Origin of the sequence: Thermococcus aciditolerans (assembly GCF_008152015.1) — an archaeon.
Lineage (GTDB): Archaea > Methanobacteriota_B > Thermococci > Thermococcales > Thermococcaceae > Thermococcus > Thermococcus celericrescens.
The window spans coordinates 1,071,525-1,097,927 of record NZ_CP041932.1 but is presented as its reverse complement, the minus strand read 5'-3'; the positions used below and the strand labels follow the sequence as shown (position 1 = coordinate 1,097,927).

Here is a 26,403-nt window from a genome sequence, read left to right as displayed (position 1 = left end):
TTGGAAACCATTAAATACTTCCATATCGTAAATTTTCCGGTGGAAATAATGGCGGCTGACGTTTATCGTGAGGCTCTGCGACTGGCCTCCGACATAAGGGATAAGTACCTGCGGGCGGTTACCTACGCTAAAATTGGGTACTACATGTATCGGGTTAAAGACCCCGAATACAAAAGCGCTTTTAAGTACGCCGTAAATGCCGCGTCCATAATAGAGAATCCCGTAGTGATGGCAAAGGCCCTCATAGAGATCGCATTCTATTTGAATTCGGTAAACCCCAAAACCGCGATGAAGGTGTTTCAGCAGGCACATGATGCGATTGTTGAGTTTCCCCAGCCTGTGAGGGATGACCTGCTTCTGGAACTTGTATCGAAACTTCTGAACCTCGAGCGGATTGACGATGCGTTCTTTTATGCCGTCGACATTAAGGATCAGGTAAAGCGGAACGACAGTTTGCTCAAAATACTCGGGGCGTACCTCCAACGTGGCAACATGCGCAGGGCCAGACTTGTCGTTGAGGGTATAGAGGGTGAACCATGGCACTCCATCGCCGCGGTTGAGACCATAAAAACCCACCTCAAAAGGGAGGAGTTTGGAAGCGCGATCAGGGTGCTCTCGGAGCTTAAGAGCGAGTACTGGCTTGGGGAAGCGATGAGGGAAGTTGCGGTTCATCTCAAACACTCCGACGTTCCGAAGGCCACCTATGAGAAGTTCGTTGATATAGCGCTGTCTCTCTCGGGCGAGACAGGTTTTGATGTGCTGAAATCCCTTCTTGTTGGGCTGGGCAACCAGGGGGAACTGGACTTTGTGATGAACATCGTGGAGAAGCTTCCCCCGGAACAGCGCTGGGCCGTCCTTGAGGGCATAGTGGAAACCTCGCTCGATAAGACAGACGTCCTCTCCGGACTCCTTGACCGTGTCGAGGGGGAAGAGTTTGAACAACTGGCCGGACGCATAATTGTGGGACTTCTCTCCGGGAACATCGATCGGAGGTATGTTGACCTGGTCAGGAGGATTGGAGACGCGACTAAAGACGACGCGGTCCGGGTCAAAGTTGCCACGTACCTCTCCAAGCTTGGGGACTTTGACGGTGCATGGGAATTCGCCTCCCGCGTTCGCGGCCACTACCTCCGCTCGTTGGCCTTTGGCAGCATAGCCGTGGCGAAGCTCAATGCAGGGGATATAGACGGCGCCATTGACGCCGCCCTTGAGGTGAAGGACGCCAAGTGGGGCTCCTGGCTCCTCAGCGAGATACTGACGAAGATACTGGAACTCCAGACTGAGGGGGAGGTCAGGGAGGACATCGAGGAGCGGGCGGAGTACCAGAGGGGGCTCTGGGAAAAGGGCTAACGTTTTAAGACCGCCGCCCTTTCATCTTCCAGGTGATGCCATGCCGAGGATAGCAATTATTGGAGGCTCCGGAGTATACGACCCCAAGCTGCTTCAGAACGTCAGGGAGGAGTTCGTGAGTACACCCTACGGAAAGGTTCGGGTGAAGGTTGGAGAGTACGACGGGGAGGAGATAGCCTTCCTCGCGAGGCACGGTGAGGGGCACAGCGTTCCACCGCACAAGATAAACTACCGCGCCAACATCTGGGCGCTCTACGAGCTCGGTGTGGAGAGGATTCTTTCCACGTCTGCCGTCGGTTCCCTCAACGAGGCCATGAAGCCCGGCGACTTCGTCGTTCTCGACCAGCTTCTGGACTTTACTAAGACAAGGCACTACACATTCTACGACGGTGACGAGAGCCCGCACGACAGGAAGTTCGTTGCCCACGTCGATTTCACGGACCCATACTGCCCCGAGCTCAGGAAGGCCCTGATAACTGCCGCCAAGGAGCTTGGCTTCGACTATCACCCAACGGGCACCTACGCCTGCATGGAGGGTCCGAGGTTCGAGACTAGGGCGGAGATACGGGCGCTCAAGATACTCGGCGCCGATCTGGTCGGCATGACCCAGTGCCCCGAGGCTGCCTTGGCTAGGGAGCTGGAGATGTGCTACGCCAGCGTCGCCATCGTCACCAACTTCGCCGCCGGCATAAGCACCCAGAAGCTCACCCACACCGAGGTCGTCGAACTTATGGCCAAGAAGAGCGAGGAGATAAAGTACCTCCTCATGAAGTCCATCAAGTACATCCCGAAGGAGAGGCACTGTGGGTGTAAGGACGCCCTGAAGGGTGCGACCGGGGAATGACTCCTCTGCTATTTTTTCTTCATCGCTGAAACCTTCAGTACCCGTGTTTTGAACCAGAGGTTAACGAAAGGTTAAAATCCTTTGGTGTGTAAATATAACCGAAAACCTTTAGGGGGGTCTAACATGAAGTACGATGTTGTTATCATAGGAGCGAGCGCCGGGGGCCTGACCACAGCGATCTCGGCCCGGAAGTTCTACCCCGACAAAAGCGTTTTGGTCATCAAGAGGGAAGATATCGCCATGATTCCCTGTGGCATCCCGTACATCTTTGGCACGCTGAATAGTGTTGACGATGACATTCTCCCGGTCGAGAAGTTCCTGGAGCCTCTTGGCGTGGACATATTGACGGATGAGGTTACTGAGATCGACCCGAGGGCAAAGCTCGTGAGGACTGCCTCCGGGAAGGAGATCGCCTGGGAGAAGCTCGTCCTTGCGACCGGTTCAAAACCCGTGAAGCCGGAGTTCCCGGGCTCGGAGCTGGAGGGAGTCTACACCGTCCCGAAAGATTACCGCTACCTGAAGGAGTTCCGCGAGAGGGTTAAAACCGCGGAGCGGGTCGTCATCGTCGGCGGCGGCTTCATAGCCCTCGAGGTCGGCGATGAGATAAGAAAGCTCGGAAAGGACGTGACGATTCTCGTGAGGAGCAGGCTCCTGAGAAGCTCCTTCGATAGGGAGTTCAGCGAGATGGTCGCGGAACGGCTTGAGGAGAGGGGCATAAAGGTCGTCTATGGGCAGGTTGAGCGAATCCTTGGTGGGGAAAGGGTCGAGCGGGTGAGGCTCATCGACGGAAGCGAGCTCCCTGCGGACCTCGTTATATTCTCCATCGGCTACCGCCCGAACGTTGAGCTGGCCGTTAAGGCGGGCCTCAAGATTACGCGCTACGGCATCTGGACGGACGAATACATGAGAACCTCTCACCCGGACATCTTTGCCGTCGGCGACTGCGTCGAGCACAGGGACTTCTTCACCGGCAGGCCCTACGGGCTGATGCTCGCCTCAACGGCCACCTTCGAAGCCAGAATAGCCGGTGCGAACCTCTTCAAGCTTCAGATAGTTCGCGAGAACATAAGGACGATAGGCGTCTATTCCACCAACGTTGCCGGTCTCACCCTTGCGGCCGCGGGCCTCACCGAGGAGGCCGCCAGGAGGGAAGGCTTCGAGGTCATAGTTGGCTATGGAAAAGGCCCCGACAGGCACCCGGCGAAGTTCCCGGACACCTCGATGGTGACGGTTAAGCTCATCTTCTCCCGCGACAGGGGAGCGATACTTGGGGCACAGATAGCTGGTGGAAAGAGTGTTGGCGAGATGATAAACATTCTCGCCCTCGCGATACAGAAGCGCCTCACCGCCAGCGAGCTCTACACTCTCCAGATAGCGACCCACCCGCTCCTAACGGCTTCTCCGGTCGGCTACCAGATACTCCAAGCGGCTGAGGATGCGTTGGCGAAGCTGAGGACTTAGGGGCTTTTCTTTTTATCTGATGTTTCAATGTAAGGATGAAGATAAGAATAATGTTTTTATAAAAATGTTAGAAACTTGATTAAATTACAAACTATGTAAGGGCTGATAAGAGCGTGATTTGAGAAGATACTTTTATAAAGTTGTTTTTTAGTACTATTATAAGGTGAATGCCATGGTCAAGATACTGGAATGTGGAATCTGGGCATGGAAGGGAAATCTTAAAACTCCTACTGTTTTTGAAGTGGCTATCGGAGAACACCAAAATATCCCTTATGTGATAATAGCAGACCTTCCTGATGAATGCAGGATTGGTGGGAAATCTAGCATTGGAGGAGGATTGGCAGAGAACATAATTAGTTCACTCTACGAAGACATGAAAGATAAACTAGGAAACAAGGCTCTAACGGACATTAAGTGGTTCAGTTGGACGCGTAGCTCTATTGATGAAGTGAAGATTAGATTAAAAAATGGTGAATTATACATAGATGACTTTTCCTCAGTCACTTCTCGGGACAAGGAGATTATAGAAGAAATCCTCGACAAGTGCAACTGTCCATTTGTAAAAGACATACGAAAATATCATAAATTTTAGAACAATCAATTTTATTACCCTTTCTATTTATGACTCTTGTATATCCAAATATACTCAAATTTCATAAGGCTAAATAGTGTACTCTGCTACTTGCTCAATAAACCCTTGAACTGGCAGTTATCCCCAAAAGACGTTGAAGGCGCTTCTAAGAATAATGATTGGTGCGGTGGCCGGGATTTGAACCCGGGCCAGCGGCGTGGCAGGCCGCTGTCCTAGACCAGGCTAGACTACCACCGCACTCCGCGGCCCGTTACATACTCACCTGCGGGTGATTTATAAATCTTTCGGTCCTGCGGGACGGTTAAATTTATAAAGCGTTTCCGGGAAGGTTTAGCTGGCAAGTGCCCCGGTGGCCTAGTCTGGATAGGGCGCAAGGCTGCGGACCTTGAGGTCCGGGGTTCGAATCCCCGCCGGGGCGCCACAATCCCCTGTTCTAACCGCTGGCATGTTCCTCTGAATGTCCATTCAAAAAAAGTTCACGACTTAATGAATGAACCATTCTCTATGCGTTTTCCCAGCTCGAAGAGGCTTTTTGAGGTTTTTCTCAGGCCATCATCGCCGGTACGTTTAGCTTCGTTCAGCATTTCAAACGCCAGGAACTTCAAAATCCTGCCGAGCTTCCATTCATCCGTGGCCCAGAGAAGGGTTCTTCTAAGGAAGTCCTCCCTCACACCCTTCCTCTTTGTGGCTTCGTAGATAACCAAAAGTCTGGTCGCGGGGTTGTACACCTTGGAGAGATAGTACGGTATCCTGTTTTCGTCCTCAGGGTGAAGCCCAATCAGTGCTGCCCCCAGCATGTCCGCTCGCACCAGTTCCTCGAATATCTTCTCAGCGGTCTCAACGTTGCCCCTTTCGAGATACCTCATTCCAATCTCTTCCAGCAGGGCGCTTCTCATGGGCTCGGCCAGCCCCTTGGCAAGTTTCCTTGCCTCCTCGAGGTCTCCCTCATCGATGAGCTTGAGTATGTACTCTGAGACGTACTCGGTTTTCTCGGTATTTTCCCCCGCGAAAACCGGCTTTGGAGGGGTTCTGCCCTCGAGCCTTTTTTCAAACCGCGGTATTATCCCCATTTTCATCTCGCCTTTGATCGGCAGAATTTTGGCGCCCGGCATTATCTTTCCGTCCTTGTACGCCAGTCCGTACGGGAGGGGCTTCAGATCCTCGATGTCGCGGTCAGTGAGATCGAGCTCACTCAGCCTTACCTCCGAAACGCCTTTCTGTATGATGCTCTTTGCGAGGTAGTTGCTCACAGTCCTAAATGCCTTTTTCCGTGTGAACTGATTTGTTATCATCCTCGCTGCCTCGAGGGCTGCTTTGAAGTTCCCCGCCTTTGAAAATAAATACGAGAGGGAGCGCAGGGCCTCGTCTCTTATGGTGGAGGCCACGATTCTTTGGGCTATCTCCAGGGCCCTCTCGGGGTTTTCGGCGTAGGCCTCGGCCACCCATTTGAGGGCGTAGTCGCGCCAGTATCTGTCGGTTATGTCCTCTGCAATGTTTAGGGCCTCTTCTCGTTTTCTCTCTGCTAGCAGGCTTTTGACGGTGAGGAGTTTTGTGTCCATATCAACCCCTCAGCCCCGGGAACCAGACTTTCTTTCCTGCCCTCTCTTTCTCCTCGTCCCACTCCGCGAGTATCTTCACGGCCTCGCTGGCAACGAGGGCGGCCTCCTTCTCCCCGGCCTTGCCGAACTCGTTGGTTACCCTGTTGGCGAAGACGGAGCAGACGCAGCCGGCCCTCAGCCCGTAGATGCTGGAAAGCGTGTAGAGCGTCGCGGCCTCCATCTCGAAGTTGGTGACGTTGGCCTGCCTCAGGTCGTCCATTATGTTCTTCGCAAAGCTCGGGAAGTAGCCCTTGAGTCCCGGCCTTCCCTGGCCGAGGTAGAAGCTGTCGGTCGAGGCGGTGATACCGATGTGGTAGCGCACGCCCAAAGTCTCCGCGGCCTCGATAAGGGCGAGGGTAACTTCGAGGTCCGCAACGGCAGGATACTCAATGCGGACGTACTGCTTTGAGGTGCCTTCAAGCCTCACGGCGGCCTTCGCTATAATCAGGTCTCCGATTTCCATTCCCGGCTGGATTGCACCGGTGGAGCCAACGCGGATGAATGTGTCCGCGCCTATCGCGGCCAGCTCCTCTACCGCTATCGCCGTCGAGGGGCCGCCTATTCCCGTCGAGATCACGCTTATCGGCACGCCTTTGTACTTTCCGGTGTGCGTTCTGTATTCCCTGTGGAATGCTATCTCCCTCGCCTCGTCCCAGAGGGAGCTTATCTTTGGCACCCTCTCGGGGTCTCCCGGCAGGAGGACGTACCTCGAAACGTCCCCCGGCTTGCAGGCTATGTGATACTGATAACCCTCTTCCGTCTGGGGTCTCTCGGCTGAAACGAACTTCTCAACCATGGCAACCACCTTTTTATTCTCTGTGCGTTATGTATTGCCGCCGGAACCTAAAAACCCTTGGGTGGTACCATGCTCGTCTGTTCACACTGCGGAAAGGTGTACCCTGAGACGTTTCGCCTGACCTGTGACTGCGGCGGCACTCTGCTTGTGGAGAGGGACTACGTCGATTTCTTTGGTAGCCTCAGGCCCCATATTGATATGCGGCGCTACCTCAATTTCCTTCCGGTGGACGAGGATTACCTCCCTCCAGCAACGCCGGCGATAACCCCTGTGAGCGCCCTTCGGATCGGCCAAGTCAGTGGGTTCTTCAAGCTCGAATACCTCCAGCCAACCGGCTCCTTTAAGGACAGGGGCACCTACGTGACGGTGGCGAAGCTGAGGGAGGAGGGCATCACCGAGGTCGTCCTCGACAGCTCCGGAAACGCCGCCCTGAGCTTTGCCCTCTACGGCCTCGCTTCTGGGATCAGGGTTCATGGGTTCGTTTCCTACGATACAAGTCCCGGAAAGCTCTCACTCCTCCAGCGCCTTGGAGCGGTGATGCACTTCGTCGACGGTGACAGGATGGCCGTTCACAAGAGGGCAGTGGAGTTCGCGGAGCGGAGCGGTCTGACCTACGTCTCCCACTGGCTCAATCCATACTTCATCGAGGGAACAAAGACGGTCGCCTTCGAGACCTACGAGCAACTCGGCGTTCCCGACTACGTCCTATCGCCGGTGGGCAGCGGGACGCTCTTCCTCGGCCTTTGGAAGGGGTTTAATGAACTTAAGGACATGGGTGAAATTGATAGGCTCCCAAGACTTGTGGCTGTTCAGGCTTCGGGCTACGAGAGCCTCTGTGAGCGCTCATCAATGAAGAACGACACTGCGGAGGGTATAACGATTCCTGAACCTCCTCGGTTTCATGAGATGAAGAGGGCACTTAAGGAAACCAACGGCCTGTGCGTAAGTGTGGATGAGCTTGAAACAATAGGCGCGCTCAACTGGCTCAAAAGACATGGCTTCCTCGTCGAGCCGACCTCCGCGGTGGTTCTCGCGGCGCTCTGGAAGCTAATGGAATCGGGGGAGATTGAGGGCGGGTCGAGAGTGCTCCTCCCGCTTACAGGCTCCGGGCTAAAGACGGTTGAAGGTATTTAAGGATTGAATCCCAAAAATTGCTGGGGGTGAGAGAATGGCGGAGGTAAGGTATCCTGCCGTTGCCGGTGGCTTCTATCCATCGGGCAAAGCGCTCATCGAGATGCTGGAGGAGTTCTTCAGCAACCTTGGCGAGGAGGGAAACGAGAGACGGATCACGGCCGGAGTTGCACCGCATGCGGGTTATGTCTTTTCGGGCTACACGGCTTCGAGAACCTACAGGGCGATATTCGAGGACGGTCTTCCTGAAACGTTCGTAATCCTCGGCCCGAATCACACCGGCCTGGGCTCTCCGATAGCGGTCTACCCGGCCGGAAAGTGGCGCACACCGCTCGGTGACGTCGAGGTTGATTCCGAGATGGCCAAAGCTATAGCGAAGCTCTCTGGCATAGCCGACCTCGATGAGCTGGCCCACAAATACGAGCACTCGATAGAGGTTCAGCTCCCGTTCATCCAGTACCTCAGCGAGCTCGCCGGGAAGGAAGTTAGAATAGTTCCAATAGCCCTTGGCATTCAGGACGAGGAGGTTTCCGAAGACCTCGGAAAGGCTGTCTTTGAGGCCTCCAGGGAGCTCGGCAGGGACGTTGTTGTGGTAGCGAGCACCGACTTCATGCACTACGGCCCAATGTACGGCTACGTGCCCTTCAGGGCGAGGGCGAGCGAGCTCCCCCACAGGATAACGGAGTGGGACTTCCGCGTAATAAGGAGAATCCTCGACTTCGACGTTAAGGGCATGTTTAGGGAACTGAGGGATATGAACCACACCATGTGCGGGCCTGGAGGAGTCGGAACGGCGATGGTTTATTCCCGCCTTGCCGGAGCGCTTGAGGCAGAACTGTTGCACTACACGACGAGCTTCGAGGTCAGCAGGAGCACCGATGCCATCGTCGGCTACGCGAGCATCGTGATGAGGAGGTAAGACCAAAAGCCACATAAACTTTCACTTCTTTCTCTTCTGGGAGGGTCAAAGATGAGGGTTTTGGCATCTGCCCCGGCTAAAATTATACTCTTCGGCGAGCACAGCGTCGTTTACGGTAAACCAGCGATAGCCGCAGCTATAGACCTCAGAACCTACGTGTGGGCAGGGTTTAACGATAGGGGTGCGATAAAGATAGAGGCCAAGGACATACGCGTTCCGGGCCTTACGGTATCCTTCTCCGAGGACGAGATTTACTTCGAGAGCGACTACGGAAAGGCCGCTGAAGTCCTCAGCTACGTCCGTCAGGCCATAGAGCTGGTGAGGGAAGAGGCAGATGCGAACGGTAAGGGTGTAACCGTCTCGATAACATCTCAAATTCCTGTCGGTGCTGGCCTCGGCTCATCCGCTGCGGTTGCCGTTGCGACCATCGGTGCGGTCTCAAAACTGTTTGGCCTTGAGCTGACCAACGAGGAGATAGGAAAGCTCGGCCATAAGGTCGAACTCCTCGTCCAGGGGGCATCGAGCGGTATAGACCCAACGGTTTCGGCCATAGGCGGCTTCATCCACTACGAGAAGGGGGACTTCGAGCACCTGCCCTTCATGGAGCTGCCCATAGTCGTCGGCTACACGGGTTCGAGCGGTTCAACAAAGGAGCTCGTGGCTATGGTGAGGAGAACCTACGAGGAGATGCCAGAGGTTATAGAACCGGTGCTCGTTGCGATGGGCAAGATAGTCGAGAAGGCCCGCGACGTTATAACCTCTGACCTCGACGAGGAGCTCCGCTTCACCCGGCTCGGAAGGCTCATGAACCTCAATCACGGCCTCCTAGACGCCCTCGGAGTTTCAACGAAAAAGCTCAGCGAGCTGGTCTACGCCGCGAGGGTTGCCGGGGCAATAGGAGCAAAGATAACCGGTGCAGGTGGCGGCGGCTGCATGTACGCCCTGGCCCCGGAGAACCAGAGCGAAGTTGCAACTGCCATAACGATAGCCGGCGGAACGCCGATGATAACGAGGATAAGCCGCGAGGGACTCAGGATAGAGGAGGTCCTGCCATGATAATCGTCAAAGTCGGCGGCAGCGTCTTCAGCGATAAGAAGGGTGAGCCCGAGAACTTTGACCATGAAACCGTCAGGAACATAGCGAAGGAGATAGCCAAGTTTTATCCCCGTGAGAACTTCATCGTCGTTCACGGAGGCGGGAGCTTCGGCCATCCTGAGGCGAAAAAGTACGGTATACGCGACGGCCTCCCTGAGGACTGGGAGACCGCCAACTTCCGGAGGATAGGCTTCACCGAGACCCATCAGGCCATGCTCCGGGCAAACTCGGAGTTCATCAAAGCGTTCGTCCGTGAGGGCCTGCCAGCCTTCTCAGTCTCCACATCTTCGGTCTTCATAACCGAGAACGGTGAGGTCGCCTACGGAGACCTTGAGGTCGTGGAAAGGCTGCTGGAGCTTGGGTTCATCCCCGTTCTCTTTGGGGACGTCTCGATAGACCTCGCGAAGGGCATCGACATACTCTCCGGTGACCAGATCATTACCTACCTCGCCAAGATGCTTGAGCCGGACAAGGTTATATTCCTCATGGACGTTGACGGAATCTACGATGGCAAGCCTGGTGAGGGAGGACTGATTCAGAGTCTCAGCAGGGCGGAAATAGGTTCTCTCCTCGAAAGGCTCCACTGCACCGCCGCGGGAACCGACGTCACCGGGGGAATCTGCAACAAGCTGGAGGAAGCAAAGAAGATAGCAGAGCACTCGGAGGTCTGGTTTGTCAACGGGAAGGTTCCGGGAAGGCTGAGCGGGGCGATAAGGGGCGACGGCTTCGGCACGAGAATTAAAGGGTAACGCCTGCAAAGCGTAAACTTTTTATTTCCATCTGTGTATTCACCACGGGGGTTCGTGATGGGTAGAAAGGCTCTCGCCGTTGTACTTATCCTTGTTATCTTTGGATGGGCATTCCTCGGCATTGAAACGGCCGCCAGAATGGGCGCTCTGAACGATTTCATGGCCGGCCCAGAGGGCCTCAGGGTCACTAGCTCCGTTGTAGAGACGTCGAACGGGTCTGTACTCATCATCGAGTGGCATCTCCAGAGGAAACCCCTAGAGCGGCTCCTGAACGGTCGTGACTCGGTGTTTCTGTTCTATCCTTTCGGCGTCTCCTTACCGCATGGAGTTTATACATTCCTGCGTGGCGTCCCCTGGGTGAACCTCACAGTTTACCCCGCAGAGAGGCAGGTAAACCGGAGTGAAATGAGCTATGATGTCTGGTATTACGATACCCCGGGCTTTGCCACGCCTCACGTGGAGATGGTGAGGGCTTCATACCTCGTCCCCTCAAACGTGACCGGCGGCAGGATCGAGCTCCCACTGCAGGCGATGAACTATTCCCGCTGTTCGGTTATCCCCGTTGTCCTGGTTTACTTCCATGAGACCGGTGGAAGTGAAGTCGAACCCAGTCACATCAGCACCCGCCTGACCATTCGCCCCGGGCCGGGATACCCAGTTTTCGGCAACGGCACCCTCGAGACCCTCTTCAGCTTTAACGTCTCCAAATGGGTTGAGTTCACCTACTGGGAAAAGCGTGGCGGCTGGGTGGAGGTTAGAGTCTTCAATGCGACACTCCCGTGTGAAAGCGACTGATTGCCTTAACCCACGCTTCCTTTATTCTGGTGTGCACCTCCTCCCTCGTTAGGTCGATGATCAGAGCACTGCCCGCATTCCGCCCGGACGATGTTGACATTTTTCATTTCTCCGTTAAATAGCTTGTAATATACAAAATCCTGCTATAAGTATTGCCTGGGCGGTTGAGAAATTCGGCTGTGCTCCAAAAACCTCTTAACCTTCGGCTCCGTTCTCTCTTCGGTGGTTGAAATGGAGGCTTTTGATAGGGAGGAACTCACCCTCATCAGGAAGTTTGAGCACATAGAGCACTGCCTCAAGAGGAACGTCCAGGCCCACGTTTCCAACGGTTTTGAGGACGTTCACTTCGTCCACATGAGCCTGCCCGAGATAGACAAGGACGAGGTTGATTTGAGCGTCGAGTTTCTCGGGCGGAAGTTCGATTACCCGATTTTCATAGCCGGAATGACCGGCGGAACGAGGGGCTCTCAGCTCGCGGGCAAGATAAACAAGACTTTAGCGAAGGCCGCCCAGGAGCTGAACATACCAATGGGCGTCGGCAGCCAGAGGGCGATGATACGGAAGCCCGAAACCTGGGAGAGCTACTACGTCCGCGACGTCGCCCCTGACGTCTTTCTCGTCGGCAACCTCGGGGCACCCCAGTTCGCCGAGACGATGCCCGACAGGTATGGAATTGATGAGGCCCTGAAAGCTGTCGAGACGATTCAGGCCGATGCTCTGGCGATACACCTCAACCCGCTCCAGGAGAGCGTCCAGCCTGAGGGTGATACGCAGTACAGGGGCGTTTTGAATGCCCTGGCGGAACTCAGGGCCGAGTTCCCCTATCCGATTATAGCGAAGGAAACCGGTGCGGGAGTCTCACTGGAGGTTGCGATAAGGCTCGAAGGCATCGGCATCGACGCCATCGACGTCGGCGGCCTCGGGGGGACGAGCTGGAGCGGCGTTGAGTACTACAGGGCAAAGGACGAGATGGGAAGAAACATGGCCCTCAGGTTCTGGGACTGGGGCATAAAGACCACCATAAGCGTGGCTGAGGTTCGCTACTCCACCGAGCTGCCGATTATAGCCACGGGCGGCATGCGCGACGGGATAACGATGGCGAAGGCCCTGGCGATGGGTGCTACGTTCGCCGGCGTTGCACTGCCTCTCCTCAAACCGGCTGTGAAAGGCGACGTCGAGGGTGTCATCAAAATCCTGCGGAGATACATCGAGGAGATAAGGAACGCCATGTTCCTCGTCGGTGCGAGAAACATCGAGGAGCTGAGGAGAGTTCCGCTCGTGATTACGGGCTTCACGAGGGAGTGGCTCGAGCAGAGGATCGACCTGGGGGAGTATCTGCGGGAAAGATGACCTCAACCCCATATAATCTTCTTTGAACTTTTAATCTGGTACTCTCTGTGGTCGCAATGGGGAAACGGACTGGGTTTATATTGAGCTTTCTGGAAGGCTTCTGTGTTACCTTGAACCCATTCACGATGTTCCTCGCCCTCTGGTTTGGTTCGCTCATCAGGATAATCCTCCGGCCTTCCGTGACGCCCGGGAGAAACGCCCTCTTTCTTTTGGGGGCGTTTGTCGGTTTCGTTTTATCTCTTCTGTCAGGGGAGGGGCCCTTCTACAAGTGGGGCCTCTGGTGGATCCCTACGTTTCTGCTCGTTGCCGCCCTGGCGGGCATTCCGCTGATGCGGTACCTTGACGGGAAAAGCGCCTGAGAATGCACACCTTTTTAAACCCCTGCCCACAACTAAGACCAACGCAGCCCCACGCCTCAGGAGAGGCCTGGGGGCGTAAGGAGGAATAGACATGATAAAAATCTACACCATTAGCGGTTACGAGGAAGTCGGCAAGAACATGACCGCCGTCGGCTACTCCAACGGCGGCCGGGAGGAGGTCGTCATAATAGATATGGGAATAAGGCTCGACCGCGTTCTCATCCACGAGGACGTCAACATCCAGCAGTTTCCGGCCAAGGAGCTTCAGAAGCTCGGTGCCATCCCCGACGATTCCATTCTCAGGAACAAGAAGGTCGTCGCCATAACCTTCACCCATGGGCACCTGGACCACATAGGCGCCATCGGCAAGCTCGCGCCCCACTATCCCGACGTGCCCATATACGGAACGCCGTACACAATAAAGCTCGCCAAGAGTGAGGTCAAGAGCGAGCAGTACTTCGAGGTCAAGAACCCCATGTACGAGACCGGGTTTGGCGAGATAGTCCAGGTCAGCGAGAATCTGGCGATAGAGTTCGTCCAGATAACCCATTCGATACCCCAGGCGGCCATGGTCGTCGTCCACACGCCCGAGGGCGCGGTTGTCCACACCGGCGACTTCAAGTTCGACAACAACAATCCCCTCGGCGAGAAGCCGGACTACAAACGCCTCAAGGAGCTTGGTAAGGAGGGCGTCAAGGTTCTCATTCCGGAATCCACGCGCGTCTCCGAGCCGACAAAAACCCCGAGCGAGGCCGTTGCCCAGATGCTTCTGGAGGACTTCTTCCTCTACGAGGGCGTGGAGGCGGACGGGCTGATAGCGACGACCTTCGCCAGTCACATCCCCAGGCTCCAGGAGCTCATATGGATAGCCAACAAGATGGGCAGGCAGGCGGTCTTCGTGGGCCGCTCCCTGGCCAAATACACCGGCATCGCCAAGCAGCTCGGGCTGATAAGAATGAAGGGCGCCCGCGCTGTCAGGAGCCCCAACGCCATAAGGAAGGTTCTCGCGGAGGTCTCGGGCGCGAGGGAGAACTACCTTCTCGTGGTCACCGGCCATCAGGGCGAGCCCGGGGCGGTCCTCACGAGGATGGCCAACGGCGAGCTCTACGACATCGGCAAGCGCGACACGGTTGTCTTCTCCGCTGGAACGATACCGAACCCGCTCAACAAGGCCCAGCGCTACGTCCTTGAGACCAAGCTCAAGATGAAGAACGTCAGGATGATAAAGGACCTCCACGTCAGCGGCCACGCCAGCAGGGAAGATCACAGGTACCTCATCAGGATGCTGAACCCGGAGAACATCGTCCCCGCCCACGGTGAATTCAGGATGCTCACGCACTACGCGGAGCTGGCCGAGGAGGAGGGCTACCTGATAGGCAGGGACGTCTTTGTGTCGCGGAACGGCTACCTGGTCGAGATAAGGTAGGGTAAAACTGATAAAGAGTTGCCCTATTTTTCCTTTAGATTGCTTTCATCACTCACGGGGTGATATAATGGGGAAGTACGATGAGCTGTTCGCAAGGGTTAAGACCATGGCAAAGGACGTTGACGATGCCATATTCGAACTCATCCCTGAGAAGGAGCCTAAGAACCTCTACGACGCATCCAGACACTATCCGCTCGCCGGTGGAAAGCGCGTTAGGCCCTTTGTGGTTCTTCGCGCGACCGAGGCCGTCGGGGGAGACCCTGAGAAGGCGCTCTACCCTGCCGCCGCGGTTGAGTTCATCCACAACTACTCCCTCGTTCACGACGATATAATGGACATGGACGAGCTGAGGCGCGGAAGACCGACCGTCCACAAGCTCTGGGGCGTCAACATGGCGATTCTGGCTGGGGACCTGCTCTTCAGCAAGGCCTTTGAGGCTATAGCCAGGGCCGATGTGAGCCCGGAGAAGAAGGCCCGCATCCTCGACGTCCTGGTCAGAACCTCCAACATGCTCTGCGAGGGACAGGCACTTGACATAGAGTTTGAGACCAGAGAGGAAGTCACCGTCGAGGAGTACCTCAGGATGATAAGCGGCAAGACCGGGGCGCTCTTTGAGGGCTCGGCAGAGATAGGCGCGATAGTCGGAACAGATAACGAGGAGTACATCAAAGCACTCGCCAAGTGGGGAATGAACGTCGGGGTAGCCTTCCAGATATGGGACGACGTGCTTGACCTCATAGCCGACGAGGAGAAGCTCGGAAAGCCCGTCGGCAGCGACATAAGGAAGGGCAAGAAGACGCTGATAGTCAGCCACTTCTTCGACCACGCGAGCGAGGAGGACAAGGCTGAGTTTATGGGGGTCTTCGGCAAGTACGCGGGCGATGCAAAGGGCGACGCCCTGATACACGACGAGAAGGTCAAGGAGGAAGTTGCTAAAGCTATCGAGCTTCTCAAAAAGTACGGCAGCATAGACTACGCCGCTCAGTACGCCAAGAACCTCGTGAGGGAGGCCAACGAGGCCCTCAAGGTTCTCCCGGAGAGCGAGGCGAGGAAGGATCTGGAGCTGCTCGCCGAGTTCCTCGTCGAGAGGGAGTTCTGATGGGGGAGCTGAGGCTCTCCGATCACTCCTCCGACGTCGTTATTCTCTCCTTTCTGCTACTCGTCGTTTCGGCCCTAGCGGTGCCGTGGCTGGAGGTCTCGATAGGTTCCCCCGGCGATTTTCTTTACCTCCTTGTTCTACCGTGGGTGGTCCTTGTTCCGCTCCACGAAGGGCTGCACGCCCTTGTTGCCAAAGTTTTTGGTGCTAAGGTTCGGTTTGGAATCACCACTTTTGGAAAGCTCATCGTTGCGCCTTACATAGCCATTGAAACTCCCCTCCGCGCGAGGGAATACGCTGTTGTTACGCTCGCCCCGCTCCTCATATCGGCCGCCTTCCTGTCCCTGGCCTGGCTCCTCCGTTCCAACTTCTGGGCTCTCGCCTATGTCTTCAACACAGCCGGCATGGCGGGTGATTTCCTCACGGCCCTTTCGCTCCTCAGAATGCCCCCTGATGCGAAAGTCTTCGACGACGGAACGACCCTCCGCTCCGATGCCGAGATTTCCCTCTCCTATCCAGGATGGGCTTCACCTGCCCTGAAGGTCGCGATTCTTCTGCTCTTTCTCGTGATCCTCATCCTGGGCCGGGTCGAAGTCGTCGTCGAGAATGGCTAGGCAAATCTTATAACATCGCTCCCCCTAATCGTTCTCTGGTGAACTAGATGGGACAGTCTAAGTGGGGAGTCCTTATCATAATGAGCGCGGCGCTCTTCATAATGTTCATCGACACGACGATGATGAACGTTTCTATAAGCGCCCTTGTAAGGGATCTTGACACAACCGTGGCCGGCGTTCAGGGCGCGATAACGCTCTACTCCCTCGTAATGGCTGCCTTCATGATAACCGGCGCGAAGCTCGCCGATATATGGTGGACCAAGAAGGTCTTCTTCAGGGGATTGGTCATATACACAGTAGGAACACTGATGGCTGCTTTCGCTCCAAACCTCGCCGTTCTTCTTCTCGGATGGTCTATCCTCGAAGGCATCGGTGCTTCGATGATGATGCCTGCCACCGTTACGTACATCACCAAGGCCTACACCGGCAAGGACAGGGCCTTCGCCTTCGGCGTCTGGGGAGGCGTCGGAGGGGCGGCAGCGGCTTTCGGTCCGATAATAGGCGGTTTCTTCACGACCTACATTACCTGGCGTCTCGGCTTCTTCATGGAGGCGATAATAGCGGTCGGGATATTCTACGGCATGAGGATGCTCCACGATTACAGGCCGGAGAAGGTCGTGAAGCTCGACACCATCGGGGCCGCCCTCGTTGGCGTTGGTTTATTCCTGCTCACACTCTCGGTCCTCATTATGGATCCGCTCTCGAACCCACCGGTTCTGCTCCTCATGGTTGCTGGCTTGGTCGTTTTAGCGGCATTCTGGAAGTATGAGAAGAGGAGGAAGGAGAGGGGTGAGGACGTTCTCATAGACATTGACATCTTCAAGTCCAGGGTCTTCACAGTGGCCAATCTGGTCAGCATCTTCTTCCAGCTCACGCTCGCGGGCATAATGTTCACTATTCCCGTATTCGTCCAGCAGTACCTCCACTACAACGCCATCCAGACGGGCTTCGTGGTAGTTCCACTCTCGATAATGATGTTCATATTCTCCATGAGCGGGCAGAGGTTTGCGAGGTACCTCACGCCCAAGCAGATAATCCAGCTCGGCATCGTTCTGACCTTCGTCGGCCTCTACCTCGTCCTGCGAGTCCTGAAACCTGGTGTGACAGGTTCGGACTTCGCCCCCGGCCTGGCCCTCTACGGCATGGGCTTTGGACTGATATTCTCCCAGATAACGAACCTCGCCATGATGGGTGCCAAACCCGAGCAGCAGGCGGACGCCTCGGGAATATTCAACGCCCAGAAGCAGTTCGGCCTGTCGCTTGGAACGGCCTTCATAGGTGCAGTGCTCATCCTCGGGATAATCCACAGCATAACGAGGCAGATTTACGAGTCAGGCGTCATTGAGGGCAGCAAAGAGCAGATAAAGGAGGCCGTGATTCAGTGGATAATCAAGATGCAGCAGGGTGAGCTGAACATCCCGCCAGAGTACCACGATGCAGTTATTAAAATTGTGAGGGCATCGTTCATAGACACTATGAAGGTTGCGGTTCTATTTATGATGGGCGTTCTCGTCATCAGCGCCCTTCTATCGTTCTTCCTCCCGAAGGGGGAGAAAGCGGGGGAAAGTTAGAGGTAATCACCTGGCCAAAACCCAGCCGACGGGTGGGTGCTCCGCGCCTCTCTTCCACTTTTCATAAGCCCTCTCCCACCTTTCCAGGAGTTCGGCGCGCTTTTCCTCCTCCCTTATTCTTTCCACGTACTCGCGCGGGATGTAGGCGAGATAGTGCGGCAGGTCCGGTTCAAGGGTTCCACTCTCGATAACCTCTCCGCCGGCTTTTTCAATCAGCTCGGTTAGTTTCTCAAGCGTCGGGTAGTGCAGGTCGTCTTTCTCACCGAACAGCGCCTCAAAAATCTCCTCGCGCAGGTTGTACAGCTCAAGGTGCGCCCTCTGCCTCTCGTTGTTTGCTATGGGCAGACTCTCCGCGATGAAGACCTTCTCGGAAACCCGGAGCATCTCCGAGATGACCTTTACCATAGTTTCCTCGCTCTTCAGGCTCCGGATTCCGTGGACGAGAACGGCTAAATCAAAGGCCTTAAACGGGAACGGGAGCTCCCTTGCATCAACCTTGAGCGGGATTATCCGGTGCTTTAAGCCTGCTGAGGATGTTATCTCCTCGAAGAAGCGCCAGCGGGAGCGGTCAACGGCAACGACGCGACCGGTTTCTCCGACGATGTATGCCAGCGGCACGGTGGTTAGTGCGTGAGCCCCGCACCCAACCTCTAGAACGTTCATGCTCTTCCCAATGGGTGCGAACCTGAGGACGCGGAAGCGTTCGAGCATTTCGGTGTGAAGCCAGTCGGGTGGTAAAGGCGGCTCGTTTCGAGGAGGAATTTTGGATAGGACTTTTCCTCTAAATGCTTTCTCGTCGAAAAGCATGGTCGGCACCGAAAAAGGCTAAAGATGTTCTCTTTAAGGAGTTTTCGGAGAAAAGGTTTTATAAGTTGGGGAAGAATTAATAGCAGGTTGGAATTTTTGGCTGGTTGGATAATACAGATATGGGTCTTTTTGTATACTATGTTTTGATGTGCCTTATGGGGACTCGGATGGTCATCTTGGTTCTCCTCTTGTTTGTTATGTCTGTGTCAATGGTAATTTTTTACAGTTGTTTTTTATTTACTCAAAAAAAGAAAAATTTATAAACATACAAGTTCATAATTATTTTGCAAAACATTATCGGAGGTGAACTCAATGAAGTGGAGGCCTCTGCTGGCGATCCTTCTTGGATTGCTGATGGTTGGTGGTATGGTTTTTGCAGGCGCATTGCAGAATAACAGAGGTGGAATTTTTGAACCACCGTCTAAAGGGCAACCTCCAATTTCACCAACCCCTGGAAAAGAAGTTATCATGAAAACGTTTGTTGGGAAATCCAGTATGCACATGGCAGAGCAGTTCCTTCAGAAGTACTGGGACAAACTAACTCTCAGAATAAATCTGGAGGAGTTTGGGGATTGTACTTTTATAGGAATAGCACTCAGACCCCTGCCGGGTGGTATGTACGCCCCGCTCTACTACTTTGCCAATGAGAGTTCCGGGTACGCCAGCTTGCGGATTCTGAACGAATCGTTCACTTCCGAGGCCACCAAGTTTGTAGGCCTTCCACTCAGGGTAAAAGGGGCACTTGGAGATGAACCCCGCAGAGAATGGGACTCAATAGGTCGTATCAGCACGATAACCACTTCTCGGGATATCACAACATGGAGGGGGGACAAAGTCACTGTGTACAACAAACTGGGAGTGGACTTTTGGGTAACTGAGGCGAAAATGGGGTACTACTACTATGTGTACCTGAGCCATGAGGCAAAAGTGCCTAGTGAGAGAAATTCCCCAAAAGATTTCAGGGTAGCAGTAAAAGAAGTCAGGGAAAGGGCTACTATTCTGAACCCCTCACGCGAACAGGCATATTTTGGAATTGGAAGCTTTAAACCCGAAGGCAGTGGCTCTTCATCTGAACCTACGGTTACGTGGGGCCTGAATGTTGGTATTGATACTACTGGGCTTCCAAACGCGGGGGCAGGATTCAGTGAAACCTACACTAAAGGGCTTACGTTCAAATGGTACACCGACGACATTGATGCTAATAGAGATATCGAGTTTGAGTTTTATGGTCTGAATAAGAAAGAATGGCTGGGAAGCTCTCCAGCGTGGGGCCAGATATTTATAACACATCCAGTAGTTGTTCCCTTTGTGAAAAAAGGAACACCCTTCCACATGATTGAGATAAAACTACGGGCTGAGGCAGACTTCGTGTATGAAGAAACTAGGCCATACTGCGGTCTGGGATGTGGAACCTATACCGTCAAAAAAAGCACGAGTGCACCGCCCATAGAGTTTACCGTCGAACTGTACCCCTGGTTCGTAAACAGGAAGTGATGGAGTTTTGATTTATATCTGTTTTTCTTTTTCTTGTTGGAGCTTCTGGTGTTAGGAGAATACAGGAATTTCCGGCACAATTTGAGAGAAAAATAAAAGGTTACTCCACAAACACCGCAGGCTTCAGCGGCATCGCGGCCTTCTTCTTTCCTCCCTTATCTTCTTCGGGGTTTATGATTATCTCGACCCCAAGCTCCTTCTCCATGAAGTCCTTGGCTTCCCTCAGTGCCTCCTCCTCGTTGATGCGCTTGACGTCGAAGGCCCTCTCCTTGATTAGCCTCTGTATCAGCCTGCTGATCTCCTTGCCGTGCTTCCTCATCTCTGGGTCTTTCATCAGTTCGGCCATGGCACCCTTGAAGTCCCTCTTCTCCGCGACTACTTCCACAACGCGCCACTTCCACTCCGGGGCGGTGTAGACGTAGGTCCTCTTGGCGTCCTCTATCTTGGCAACCCTGATGATCTCCTTGATGTCCTCGATGAGGGCCTTGACGAACTCCTCCTCGGCCTCGATGGTCTCGTTCCACCACTCCGGAACCGGCTCGGGCCACTTCGCCAGGCTGACGAAGCCCTCTCCACCGAGCTTCTCCCAGAGCTCCTCGCTGATGTGTGGCGTAAACGGCGCCATCAGCCTGACCCAGACCTCTGCGAGCTTTCTGAGGACGTAGCGCTTGGCCTTGTCGTCCCTTCCCTCGGTTCTCCTCATGTACCAGCGCAGGTCGTTGAGGACTGAGTAAAACGCCCACTGCACGGCAGTCCTCGTCCTGAACTCTTCGAGGGCCTGAGTTGCCCCCTCGATGGCCTTGTTCAACCTGTGAAGCATCCACTTATCGATGTCCTTCAGCTCGGTCTCCTCTGCCTCGTAGGTGGCGAACTCGCTCACCAGCTCGTAGAAGCGCTCGACCTGCCTGCGGAGCTTTCCAACCTCCTTCCTGCGCCAGTCGAAGTCGCTGTCGTGCTCGGCTAAGCCCATTATGTAGAGCCTGACGACATCGGCGCCGTTCTCCTCGATTGCATCTATGAAGTTCAGCACGTTGCCCTTGCTCTTGCTCATCTTGGTGCCCTCGAGCGTTCCGAAGCCGTTAACGGCGATGCCCTTCGGCCAGTGCTCCTTTCTGAATATGGCCGTGTGGTTGAAGATGAAGAACGTCAGGTGGTTCGGTATCAGGTCTTTCGCCGAGCAGCGCCAGTCGAGCGGGTACCAGTACTCGAACTCCTCCTTCATCTCGCGGATTGTCTCCGCCGGGATTCCGGTCTTCTCGGCCAGCTCTCTCTCCTTCTCCTCGCTGAACTCCTCCAGGAACAGGTAGTCGAAGAACTCCCTCGTGAGCTTATCGGGGTCGAGCCTGCCCTCTTCCCTCAGCCTGTTCATGTGCCTGCTTATCGTGTAGTACGCCATGTAGATGGTCGAATCGCTCAGGCTCTCGATGACCCAGTCGGGGTCCCACGGGAGCGGCGTTCCGAGGCCGACCTTCCTCGCGCAGGCCTTCTTGTCGAGCCAGTCAACTATGGCTTCGAACTGAGTGCGCCTGCTCTCCGGGTAGATGGTCATGTTCGCGAGGGCCTCACGGGCCTTCTCCTTCCACTCGGGATTGCCGTAGTCAATGAACCACTGGTCGTGGATTATCTTAATGACCGCCTGGTTGCCGAAGCGCGAGATGACCGGCTTCTCGGCGAACTCGTACATTATCTCCGCGGTTCCCTTCTCCTGGAGCTCCTTGGCTATGAGGTCCTTGGCCTCCTGAACGGACTTGCCGGCGTAGGGCTCTACCTTGAAGACTCCCTTGTGGTACTCGGCCTTGTAGATGTTCTTGGTGGCCTCTTCGAGCTTCTCAACGTCCTTCTGGCTCTTCACGCCGAGCCTCTCAGCCTCTTCCACAGCTGGAAAGTCGCCGTAGCCCTCCAGCTTGATCAGTGAGATGTAGCTTATCTCCTCAACCACGCGCGGGTCGACCTCGTACTTCAGCAGGATTTCGGTTTCCTTCTTGAGGTCTTCAAGGGCCACGTGGTCGAAGGGCGCATGAGCCGGGACGCTCATAACGACTCCAGTCGCGTTGTCCGGGTCAACGAACTCTGCAGGCAGGATGATGACCTCGTCGCCGGTGACCGGGTTCTTCACGTACTTTCCGATCAGCCTCTCGCCCTTGAACTCCTCTAATACTTCAATCTCCCTGTCCTGGAAGGAGAGCTTGTAGGCCGCCTCCTTGCTGATTATCCACGTCTCCACCTTCTCGCCGCGCTTGACCTTTGCTTTGACGTAGGTGGCGTTGGGGTTCAGCCACATGTTGGTTACTCCGTAGACCGTCTCGGGCCTCAGCGTCGCAGCAGGCATGTAGATTTCCTCGCCGTCCTCCGCCAGGATGAACTTGATGATGACGTAGTCCAGTATCTGGACGTCTTCGCCCTCCATTATGTCGTGGTCCCCGAGGGCAGTTCCAACGACCGGATCCCACCTGACCCTGTGAGCTCCTTTAACGACAAGGCCTTTATCCTTGAGCGTCCAGAACTGCCACTCTATGAACTTGCTGAAGGGCGGGAAGAGGCTCGTCGTGTGGAACTCGCGGGTCCAGTCAACTGAGAAGCCGGCTCTGATGAAGGTCTCCTTTGCGGCCTTCATGAAGTACTTGACGATTTCCTTCGGGTCCTCGAACTTCCAGAGTATCTCCTCGGGGACTTTATAGACGTCGCGGTAGATGTGTATGGTCTTGGGATCGCGGTGCTTTATCCTCTCGGCGATTCCGACTATCGGCGCTCCCGTGATGTGCCAGGCCATCGGGAACAGCACGTTGTAGCCCTGCATGCGCTTGAAGCGCGCTATGACGTCGGGAATCGTGTAGGTCCTCGCGTGGCCGACGTGGAGGTGTCCCGAGAGGTACGGGAAGGCGACCGTGATGTAGAACTTCTTCTCCTTTGGTTTCTCATTCGCCTTCGGTTCGAAGGCCTTCTCTTCCAGCCAGCGCTTCTGCCACTTCTCCTCAATGGCCTTGAAGTTAAGCTCAGCCATGGCTATACCTCCTCAGAATTTTTTCAAAAGAGCGTGAGCGATACTCCAGAATAAGGGGGTTATCCGGGAAATCAGGCACGGTTGCGATTCGAGCGATGGAGAAGACACTCCCCCCTCATTGGCATCGGAGCGAGTAGGATTCCTGATATTTAAATCTTTTGGAATCCACCCTGGACGATGATTTGCCAACCGCGGCATGGGTGTATCCACGGAAAGGAAAAATAAATGTGTTCGGGGCTCACGTGGCGTGTCCTCAGAGCCGGATGAGCTCCCTCTCCGCCCTTGTCAGCCTTTTTCCTCTTCCATCGTGAACGACGACGTCATCCTCTATGCGAACACCGCCCAGGCCCGGAACGTAGATTCCGGGTTCTATAGTGAAGGTCATGCCGTTCTCCAGGGCCACGTTTCCGTCCGGGCCGATGTAGGGCTCTTCGTGGACGTCCAGCCCGAGTCCGTGCCCGGTTCTGTGGGTGAAGTACTCGCCGTAGCCTGCTTTTGCTATCGTCTCCCTCGCGGCCCCGTCCACCTCCCTCGCGAGAACACCTTCACGGACGGCCCGGTATGCCCTCTCCTGTGCCTCTTTGACGACCTCGTAGATCTCCACCAGCCTCTCGTCCGGTCGTCCAAGGGCGATGGTTCTCGTGATGTCCGAGCAGTAGCCCTTCCACTTCGCCCCGTAGTCGAGTATCACCAGGTCGCCCTTCCTGAGCCTCCTGTCCCCGGGCGCGTGGTGGGGGTTGGCGGCGTTCTCACCACTGGCCACTATCGGCTCGAAGGAAATCCCATCGCTGAGCTCCCTTATTGCCAACTCTATCTTCAAAGCCAGCTCCCGCTCGCGCATACCAAGCAGGTCCCAGCTCAGAATCTCATCGAAGACCCTGTCCGCTGCCTTGGCGGCGTGTCCCATCATCTCTATCTCGTGCTTGTCCTTTCTCATGCGGAGCTCCCTCATGAGCGAGCTCAGGGGGTGGAACTCGAAGCTGCCGAGGTGGATGACTTTCATGAGCCAGTCGGCACGCATCGTGTCCTCTATGAGAAGTCTCCCGCCCGACAGGTGGAACTCCGCCAGGATCCAGGCGAGCTTGTCGTAGGGGTTCTCCCCGTCGCGCCAGAATGTAACAGGAAAGTTCCTGACAACGTTCTCGTAGAGGCTCGGGGCCAAGAGCCGGTAGTCGCCGTCGGCGCTCACAACCAGAACGGTGAGCCTCTCACCAGCCTCGTGGATGTGGAGGCCCGTGAGATAGTAGAGATTGGTCCCGGGACTGATCAGGGCACCGTCAAAGTTCCTTTCCTTCATGAGGGAAACCAGGTTGCTGAGCCGCATTTCATCACCGCTACCCATTATTCCGCAACCCTTAAAAACTCAACCTCGAACCTCGACCGACTAGGCGGGGCAAACCCGCGGGATGTTCCCGTAAGGGAGAACCACAAACAGGGAAGAGGTGAACGAGATGAGCATGTACAAGTACATTAGGGAAGCCTGGAAGAGCCCGAAGAAGAGCTACGTTGGGGACCTTCTCAAGGTCAGGATGATCAAGTGGAGGAGGGAGCCGGTCGTCGTCCGCGCCGAGAGGCCGACCAGGCTCGACCGCGCCCGCTCGCTCGGCTACCAGGCCAAGCAGGGCTACGTTATCGTCCGCGTCCGCGTCAGGAAGGGCGGAAGGAAGAGGCCCAGGTGGAAGGGCGGAAGGAAGCCGAGCAAGATGGGTATGGTGAAGTACAGCCCGAAGAAGAGCCTCCAGTGGATAGCCGAGGAGAAGGCGGCCAGAAAGTTCCCGAACCTCGAGGTTCTCAACAGCTACTGGGTTGGCGAGGACGGAATGTACAGGTGGTTTGAGGTCATAATGGTCGACCCGCACCACCCGGTCATCAAGGCCGACCCCAAGATCAACTGGATTACCGGCAAGGCCCACAAGGGTCGCGTCTTCCGCGGACTCACCAGCGCCGGCAGGAAGAGCCGCGGCCTGAGGAACAAGGGCAAGGGCGCTGAGAAGGTCAGGCCCAGCATAAGGGCCAACAAGGGCAAGGGCAAGTGATTTTTCAGTCCTTTTTCTCTTCGTTTCGGTCTCTCTCCAGTTTCTCCGAAATCTAATTGATCCGTCCCGTAACTTGTTCTGCGGTTCTATTGGAGTTGAGAGCCTTCCGCGACGTGGCTGTACAACCGGGGCGGTTACCTTTTAAAGCACGGCGTCGAATCAAACCCGGTGAGAACAAATGGCAAAGATAAGGGCGCATCACATCAGAATTACCACGTTCATCCACGCCACCGAGGACGAGGACAAGGTTCTTGAGGCGATAGCGACCTTCATCCCCGAGGAGATAGACGAGGAGGACATAATCTTCGATATCGACGAGACCACGGGGTTCTTCGGCAACCCCATTAAGGTCGTCAACGTCGAAATCAAGCGGAGCAAGGCCGTTAGGCTGTTCATAGACTACTTCAAAGAGTTGCTGAGCGAGGAGGACAGGCGCTACCTCCTGGACCACCTTGATGAGAAGGTAGATGAGGAGGGAACCTTCTACGTCCGCTTCAACAAGCAGAAAGCGTATCTCGGCGAGTCGGAAATAGATGAGGGGTCGGACGTGGTGCAGGTCAGGATAAAGGTCAAGGCCTTCCCCATGAGGAAGGAAGCGGTCGTCAGAGCCGTTCGGGAGTGGCTGGAGGAATGAGCGTCGGGACGCCCCTTGAGGATGGGGAGGGGGAGGTATCCTTCTCCCGCGACCACTTCGTTGAGATGGACGTGAGGAGCGAGGAAGCCTACGAGCTGGCCAGTGAGTGGTTTGATGAGGTCGTCTTCACGAGGAAGCTCGTTCTTGATGGTCCCCCCGACTGGGGCGAGCTCAAGGATGAGCTCAGGCTCCTCCGTGAGAGGTACGAAAAGGTCGCCCTCCTGCTCGTTACAAGCAGGCCGGGTCTGATAAAGGAGGTAAAGAAGAGGAACCTCCGTGCCCTCCTCTACGTCCAGGGCGGCGATATGAGGGTGAACCGTCTTGCCATTGAGAACGGTGTTGATGCCCTCATAAGCCCCTGGTTCGGGAGAAAGGATCCGGGATTTGACCACACCCTCGCGGGAATGGCTGCCAGGAGGGGAGTCGCCATAGGGTTCTCCCTCGCGCCCCTGCTCTCTGCTGGCCCCTACGAGAGGGTTCAGATACTCCGCTTCATGACGAAGACCTGGCAGCTGGTGGACAAATACGGTGTGCCGAGGTTCATCACGAGCTCCGCGGAGACGAAGTGGGAGGTTCGCGGACCCGGGGATCTGATGGGTCTCGGGAGAAACATAGGCATGGACGCCCCAAGGGCAAGGGCGAGCCTGAACTTCTATCCGAGGAGGCTTCTGAAAAAAGTTTGAGG

At 55.4% G+C, this 26,403-nt stretch carries 24 protein-coding genes and 2 tRNA genes; 20 read left to right on the top strand and 6 right to left on the bottom strand.

The window, feature by feature from the left end; translation table 11 throughout:
- Positions 1-48: 48 nt before the first annotated feature.
- From FPV09_RS06010 to FPV09_RS05995, 4 genes are all read left to right on the top strand, one after another.
- Positions 49-1,350: a hypothetical protein gene (locus tag FPV09_RS06010; protein WP_148883727.1), complete on the top strand. Its 1,302-nt coding sequence runs from the start codon at positions 49-51 to the stop codon at positions 1,348-1,350.
- Between the two features lie 40 nt (positions 1,351-1,390).
- Positions 1,391-2,194, top strand: coding sequence for an S-methyl-5'-thioadenosine phosphorylase (gene mtnP / locus FPV09_RS06005; RefSeq protein WP_148882734.1), 804 nt, complete (start codon positions 1,391-1,393; stop codon positions 2,192-2,194).
- A 123-nt stretch (positions 2,195-2,317) separates the two neighbouring features.
- Positions 2,318-3,655, top strand: a complete 1,338-nt coding sequence (locus tag FPV09_RS06000) for an NAD(P)/FAD-dependent oxidoreductase (RefSeq protein ID WP_148882733.1) — start codon at positions 2,318-2,320, stop codon at positions 3,653-3,655.
- A gap of 172 nt (positions 3,656-3,827) precedes the next feature.
- Entirely contained in the window at positions 3,828-4,247 is a 420-nt protein-coding gene (locus FPV09_RS05995; protein WP_148882732.1) for a hypothetical protein, read from the top strand.
- A 159-nt stretch (positions 4,248-4,406) separates the two neighbouring features.
- Here the strand turns inward: FPV09_RS05995 and FPV09_RS05990 are convergent.
- Positions 4,407-4,484, bottom strand: a tRNA-Gly gene (locus FPV09_RS05990).
- A 106-nt stretch (positions 4,485-4,590) separates the two neighbouring features.
- Here FPV09_RS05990 and FPV09_RS05985 point away from each other — a divergent pair.
- A tRNA-Arg gene (locus tag FPV09_RS05985) sits at positions 4,591-4,668 on the top strand.
- Between the two features lie 55 nt (positions 4,669-4,723).
- Here the strand turns inward: FPV09_RS05985 and FPV09_RS05980 are convergent.
- Positions 4,724-5,806, bottom strand: a complete 1,083-nt coding sequence (locus FPV09_RS05980) for a tetratricopeptide repeat protein (protein WP_148882731.1) — start codon at positions 5,804-5,806, stop codon at positions 4,724-4,726.
- A gap of 1 nt (position 5,807) precedes the next feature.
- Positions 5,808-6,641: a uridine phosphorylase gene (gene udp / locus FPV09_RS05975; RefSeq protein ID WP_148882730.1), complete on the bottom strand. Its 834-nt coding sequence runs from the start codon at positions 6,639-6,641 to the stop codon at positions 5,808-5,810.
- Between the two features lie 69 nt (positions 6,642-6,710).
- On the opposite strand from udp, the gene FPV09_RS05970 reads away from it, so the two are divergent.
- The 11 genes from FPV09_RS05970 (at position 6,711) to FPV09_RS05920 (ending at position 17,746) form a co-directional block, all read left to right on the top strand.
- Positions 6,711-7,775: a pyridoxal-phosphate dependent enzyme gene (locus FPV09_RS05970; RefSeq protein ID WP_148882729.1), complete on the top strand. Its 1,065-nt coding sequence runs from the start codon at positions 6,711-6,713 to the stop codon at positions 7,773-7,775.
- Positions 7,776-7,809: 34 nt separating this feature from the next.
- Positions 7,810-8,691 (top strand): MEMO1 family protein, encoded by an 882-nt coding sequence (locus tag FPV09_RS05965; RefSeq protein ID WP_148882728.1) that lies wholly within the window; start codon positions 7,810-7,812, stop codon positions 8,689-8,691.
- Positions 8,692-8,742: 51 nt separating this feature from the next.
- Positions 8,743-9,747: a mevalonate kinase gene (locus FPV09_RS05960; RefSeq protein ID WP_148882727.1), complete on the top strand. Its 1,005-nt coding sequence runs from the start codon at positions 8,743-8,745 to the stop codon at positions 9,745-9,747.
- Positions 9,744-10,535, top strand: a complete 792-nt coding sequence (locus FPV09_RS05955) for an isopentenyl phosphate kinase (RefSeq protein WP_148882726.1) — start codon at positions 9,744-9,746, stop codon at positions 10,533-10,535. The genes FPV09_RS05960 and FPV09_RS05955 overlap by 4 nt, the downstream gene beginning before the upstream one ends.
- Positions 10,536-10,592: 57 nt before the next feature.
- Positions 10,593-11,330 (top strand): hypothetical protein, encoded by a 738-nt coding sequence (locus tag FPV09_RS05950; protein ID WP_148882725.1) that lies wholly within the window; start codon positions 10,593-10,595, stop codon positions 11,328-11,330.
- A 231-nt stretch (positions 11,331-11,561) separates the two neighbouring features.
- On the top strand, positions 11,562-12,680 hold the full coding sequence (gene fni / locus FPV09_RS05945; RefSeq protein WP_148883726.1) for a type 2 isopentenyl-diphosphate Delta-isomerase: 1,119 nt from the start codon (positions 11,562-11,564) through the stop codon (positions 12,678-12,680).
- A 56-nt stretch (positions 12,681-12,736) separates the two neighbouring features.
- A complete protein-coding gene (locus tag FPV09_RS05940; protein WP_148882724.1) occupies positions 12,737-13,039 on the top strand; it encodes a hypothetical protein in 303 nt (100 codons plus the stop codon).
- 91 nt (positions 13,040-13,130) lie between these two features.
- The gene (locus FPV09_RS05935; protein ID WP_148882723.1) at positions 13,131-14,465 is read left to right on the top strand and encodes an RNase J family beta-CASP ribonuclease; all 1,335 of its coding nucleotides are present in this window, start codon (positions 13,131-13,133) and stop codon (positions 14,463-14,465) included.
- 67 nt (positions 14,466-14,532) lie between these two features.
- Positions 14,533-15,564 carry a polyprenyl synthetase family protein gene (locus FPV09_RS05930; RefSeq protein ID WP_148882722.1) on the top strand — a complete coding sequence of 344 codons (1,032 nt, stop codon included), beginning with the start codon at positions 14,533-14,535 and terminating at the stop codon, positions 15,562-15,564.
- Complete coding sequence (locus tag FPV09_RS05925; RefSeq protein ID WP_148882721.1) at positions 15,564-16,175, top strand: DUF3267 domain-containing protein; 612 nt, start codon at positions 15,564-15,566, stop codon at positions 16,173-16,175. Before FPV09_RS05930 ends, FPV09_RS05925 begins: the two co-directional genes overlap by 1 nt.
- A gap of 47 nt (positions 16,176-16,222) precedes the next feature.
- Positions 16,223-17,746 carry an MFS transporter gene (locus FPV09_RS05920; RefSeq protein ID WP_148882720.1) on the top strand — a complete coding sequence of 508 codons (1,524 nt, stop codon included), beginning with the start codon at positions 16,223-16,225 and terminating at the stop codon, positions 17,744-17,746.
- Positions 17,747-17,752: 6 nt separating this feature from the next.
- Here FPV09_RS05920 and FPV09_RS05915 read toward each other — a convergent pair whose 3' ends face one another.
- Positions 17,753-18,553 (bottom strand): class I SAM-dependent methyltransferase, encoded by an 801-nt coding sequence (locus FPV09_RS05915; protein WP_148883725.1) that lies wholly within the window; start codon positions 18,551-18,553, stop codon positions 17,753-17,755.
- A gap of 312 nt (positions 18,554-18,865) precedes the next feature.
- Between FPV09_RS05915 and FPV09_RS05910 the strand changes: the two genes are divergently transcribed.
- Positions 18,866-20,047, top strand: a complete 1,182-nt coding sequence (locus FPV09_RS05910; protein WP_148882719.1) for a hypothetical protein — start codon at positions 18,866-18,868, stop codon at positions 20,045-20,047.
- Between the two features lie 100 nt (positions 20,048-20,147).
- On the opposite strand, the gene leuS is transcribed toward FPV09_RS05910, so the two are convergent.
- Both leuS and FPV09_RS05900 read right to left on the bottom strand, forming a co-directional pair.
- Positions 20,148-23,048, bottom strand: a complete 2,901-nt coding sequence (gene leuS, locus FPV09_RS05905; protein ID WP_148882718.1) for a leucine--tRNA ligase — start codon at positions 23,046-23,048, stop codon at positions 20,148-20,150.
- 253 nt (positions 23,049-23,301) lie between these two features.
- Complete coding sequence (locus FPV09_RS05900) at positions 23,302-24,372, bottom strand: M24 family metallopeptidase (RefSeq protein WP_148882717.1); 1,071 nt, start codon at positions 24,370-24,372, stop codon at positions 23,302-23,304.
- 127 nt (positions 24,373-24,499) lie between these two features.
- Between FPV09_RS05900 and FPV09_RS05895 the strand changes: the two genes are divergently transcribed.
- From FPV09_RS05895 to FPV09_RS05885, 3 genes are all read left to right on the top strand, one after another.
- Positions 24,500-25,084, top strand: a complete 585-nt coding sequence (locus FPV09_RS05895; RefSeq protein ID WP_148882716.1) for a 50S ribosomal protein L15e — start codon at positions 24,500-24,502, stop codon at positions 25,082-25,084.
- A 178-nt stretch (positions 25,085-25,262) separates the two neighbouring features.
- Positions 25,263-25,718, top strand: coding sequence for an RNA-binding protein (locus tag FPV09_RS05890; RefSeq protein ID WP_148882715.1), 456 nt, complete (start codon positions 25,263-25,265; stop codon positions 25,716-25,718).
- Positions 25,715-26,401 carry a Ribonuclease P protein component 3 gene (locus tag FPV09_RS05885; protein ID WP_148882714.1) on the top strand — a complete coding sequence of 229 codons (687 nt, stop codon included), beginning with the start codon at positions 25,715-25,717 and terminating at the stop codon, positions 26,399-26,401. Before FPV09_RS05890 ends, FPV09_RS05885 begins: the two co-directional genes overlap by 4 nt.
- The last annotated feature ends 2 nt before the right edge of the window (positions 26,402-26,403 follow it).

Excerpts from the sequence above, each read along its gene's own strand:
- FPV09_RS05910 (WP_148882719.1), top strand. The coding sequence starts at position 18,866 with ATGAAGTGGAGGCCTCTGCTGGCGATCCTTCTTGGATTGCTGATGGTT.
- FPV09_RS06000 (WP_148882733.1), top strand. The coding sequence starts at position 2,318 with ATGAAGTACGATGTTGTTATCATAGGAGCGAGCGCCGGGGGCCTGACC.
- FPV09_RS05935 (WP_148882723.1), top strand. The coding sequence starts at position 13,131 with ATGATAAAAATCTACACCATTAGCGGTTACGAGGAAGTCGGCAAGAAC.
- FPV09_RS05925 (WP_148882721.1), top strand. The coding sequence starts at position 15,564 with ATGGGGGAGCTGAGGCTCTCCGATCACTCCTCCGACGTCGTTATTCTC.
- FPV09_RS05995 (WP_148882732.1), top strand. The coding sequence starts at position 3,828 with ATGGTCAAGATACTGGAATGTGGAATCTGGGCATGGAAGGGAAATCTT.
- FPV09_RS05965 (WP_148882728.1), top strand. The coding sequence starts at position 7,810 with ATGGCGGAGGTAAGGTATCCTGCCGTTGCCGGTGGCTTCTATCCATCG.
- mtnP (WP_148882734.1), top strand. The coding sequence starts at position 1,391 with ATGCCGAGGATAGCAATTATTGGAGGCTCCGGAGTATACGACCCCAAG.
- FPV09_RS05980 (WP_148882731.1), bottom strand. The coding sequence starts at position 5,806 with ATGGACACAAAACTCCTCACCGTCAAAAGCCTGCTAGCAGAGAGAAAA.
- fni (WP_148883726.1), top strand. The coding sequence starts at position 11,562 with ATGGAGGCTTTTGATAGGGAGGAACTCACCCTCATCAGGAAGTTTGAG.
- FPV09_RS05970 (WP_148882729.1), top strand. The coding sequence starts at position 6,711 with ATGCTCGTCTGTTCACACTGCGGAAAGGTGTACCCTGAGACGTTTCGC.
- FPV09_RS05960 (WP_148882727.1), top strand. The coding sequence starts at position 8,743 with ATGAGGGTTTTGGCATCTGCCCCGGCTAAAATTATACTCTTCGGCGAG.
- FPV09_RS05890 (WP_148882715.1), top strand. The coding sequence starts at position 25,263 with ATGGCAAAGATAAGGGCGCATCACATCAGAATTACCACGTTCATCCAC.
- FPV09_RS05955 (WP_148882726.1), top strand. The coding sequence starts at position 9,744 with ATGATAATCGTCAAAGTCGGCGGCAGCGTCTTCAGCGATAAGAAGGGT.
- FPV09_RS05940 (WP_148882724.1), top strand. The coding sequence starts at position 12,737 with ATGGGGAAACGGACTGGGTTTATATTGAGCTTTCTGGAAGGCTTCTGT.
- FPV09_RS05895 (WP_148882716.1), top strand. The coding sequence starts at position 24,500 with ATGAGCATGTACAAGTACATTAGGGAAGCCTGGAAGAGCCCGAAGAAG.
- leuS (WP_148882718.1), bottom strand. The coding sequence starts at position 23,048 with ATGGCTGAGCTTAACTTCAAGGCCATTGAGGAGAAGTGGCAGAAGCGC.
- udp (WP_148882730.1), bottom strand. The coding sequence starts at position 6,641 with ATGGTTGAGAAGTTCGTTTCAGCCGAGAGACCCCAGACGGAAGAGGGT.
- FPV09_RS06010 (WP_148883727.1), top strand. The coding sequence starts at position 49 with ATGGCGGCTGACGTTTATCGTGAGGCTCTGCGACTGGCCTCCGACATA.
- FPV09_RS05920 (WP_148882720.1), top strand. The coding sequence starts at position 16,223 with ATGGGACAGTCTAAGTGGGGAGTCCTTATCATAATGAGCGCGGCGCTC.
- FPV09_RS05930 (WP_148882722.1), top strand. The coding sequence starts at position 14,533 with ATGGGGAAGTACGATGAGCTGTTCGCAAGGGTTAAGACCATGGCAAAG.
- FPV09_RS05900 (WP_148882717.1), bottom strand. The coding sequence starts at position 24,372 with ATGCGGCTCAGCAACCTGGTTTCCCTCATGAAGGAAAGGAACTTTGAC.
- FPV09_RS05885 (WP_148882714.1), top strand. The coding sequence starts at position 25,715 with ATGAGCGTCGGGACGCCCCTTGAGGATGGGGAGGGGGAGGTATCCTTC.
- FPV09_RS05915 (WP_148883725.1), bottom strand. The coding sequence starts at position 18,553 with ATGCTTTTCGACGAGAAAGCATTTAGAGGAAAAGTCCTATCCAAAATT.
- FPV09_RS05950 (WP_148882725.1), top strand. The coding sequence starts at position 10,593 with ATGGGTAGAAAGGCTCTCGCCGTTGTACTTATCCTTGTTATCTTTGGA.